Annotated in this window: 1 pseudogene; it reads right to left on the bottom strand. The window is 53.7% G+C overall.

The annotated features are described in order from the left end of the window. A pseudogene (locus Q4563_RS18075) lies at positions 1 to 326 on the bottom strand (hypothetical protein); the annotation flags it as partial.

The following is a 326-nucleotide window of genomic DNA, read 5'->3' as shown; positions in this document are numbered from 1 at the left end:
GCACCACCATGCGCTTGCCACTCAAACCGGCTGAATACCCCATAATGCTGCCGCTGGCGATAAAGACCACGAACAACAGCAGTAAAATGCTCTCCGGCACATGCAATTGCAGCAGTGCGTTCCGTTTGCCCTGGGCATCGATCATCGCATTCAGGGATTGCAAGAATGAGCCGGTTGTCACCGGTCTGGGGTCTGTTTCCGTTGCTGCCAGGGTAATCCCCCATAGCTGATTCTGTAACGCCACGATTTGGCGCTGGTAATCGCTACGCACATCGATACGAGTAAGATCAACCTGCCCCATCTCTACCCGCAAACGAATATAGTCC

This window comes from Gilvimarinus sp. 1_MG-2023 (assembly GCF_030548285.1).
This window is presented reverse-complemented; position numbering and strand designations above follow the sequence as displayed.